A 1,190-nucleotide genomic window follows, 5' to 3' on the forward strand; every position below is an offset into this window, starting at 1 on the left:
TGTCTAAAGAAAAATTTGAACGTACGAAACCGCACGTTAACGTTGGTACTATCGGCCACGTTGACCACGGTAAAACAACTCTAACTGCAGCTATCTGTACTACTCTTGCTAAAGTTTACGGCGGTGTAGCTAAAGACTTCGCATCTATCGATAACGCTCCAGAAGAGCGTGAGCGCGGTATCACAATCGCAACTTCTCACGTTGAGTACGACACTCCATCACGCCACTACGCACACGTTGACTGTCCAGGACACGCTGACTATGTTAAAAACATGATCACTGGTGCTGCACAGATGGACGGTGGTATCCTAGTTGTTGCTGCGACAGATGGCCCAATGCCACAAACTCGTGAGCACATCCTACTAGGCCGTCAGGTTGGTATCCCATACATCATCGTATTCATGAACAAATGTGACATGGTTGACGATGAAGAGCTACTAGAACTAGTAGAAATGGAAGTTCGTGAACTTCTATCTGAATACGATTTCCCAGGTGATGACCTACCAGTTATCCAAGGTTCTGCACTAGGCGCACTAAACGGCGAAGAGCAGTGGGAAGCGAAAATCGTTGAACTAGCAGAAGCTCTAGATACTTACATCCCTGAGCCAGAGCGTGCGGTAGATCAGCCATTCCTAATGCCTATCGAAGACGTATTCTCAATCCAAGGTCGTGGTACAGTAGTAACTGGCCGTATCGAGCGTGGTATCCTAACTGTAGGTGACGAAGTTGCTATCGTAGGTATCAAAGACACTACTACAACTACATGTACTGGTGTTGAGATGTTCCGTAAGCTTCTAGACGAAGGCCGTGCAGGTGAGAACGTTGGTGCACTTCTACGTGGTACTAAGCGTGACGAAGTTGAACGTGGTCAAGTACTAGCTAAGCCTGGTTCAATCACTCCACACACTAAGTTCGAATCAGAAGTATACGTACTGTCTAAAGATGAAGGTGGTCGTCACACTCCATTCTTCAAAGGCTACCGTCCACAATTCTACTTCCGTACAACTGACGTAACTGGTGACATCCAGCTACCAGACGGCGTAGAAATGGTAATGCCAGGCGACAACGTACAGATGACTGTAGAGCTAATCGCACCAATCGCAATGGACGAAGGTCTACGTTTCGCGATCCGTGAAGGTGGCCGTACAGTAGGTGCTGGTGTTGTTGCTAAGATCTTCGACTAATTCATA

The 1,190-nt window shown here is 47.2% G+C and carries 1 protein-coding gene; it reads left to right on the forward strand.

The window, feature by feature from the left end:
• Positions 1 to 1,184: elongation factor Tu (gene tuf, locus R7E47_RS24815; RefSeq protein WP_017822038.1), on the forward strand; the 1,184-nt coding region annotated here is incomplete at its 5' end.
• Positions 1,185 to 1,190 lie beyond the last annotated feature (6 nt).

It is taken from the genome of Vibrio sp. Vb1026 (genome assembly GCF_033338745.1).
Lineage (GTDB): Bacteria > Pseudomonadota > Gammaproteobacteria > Enterobacterales > Vibrionaceae > Vibrio > Vibrio alginolyticus.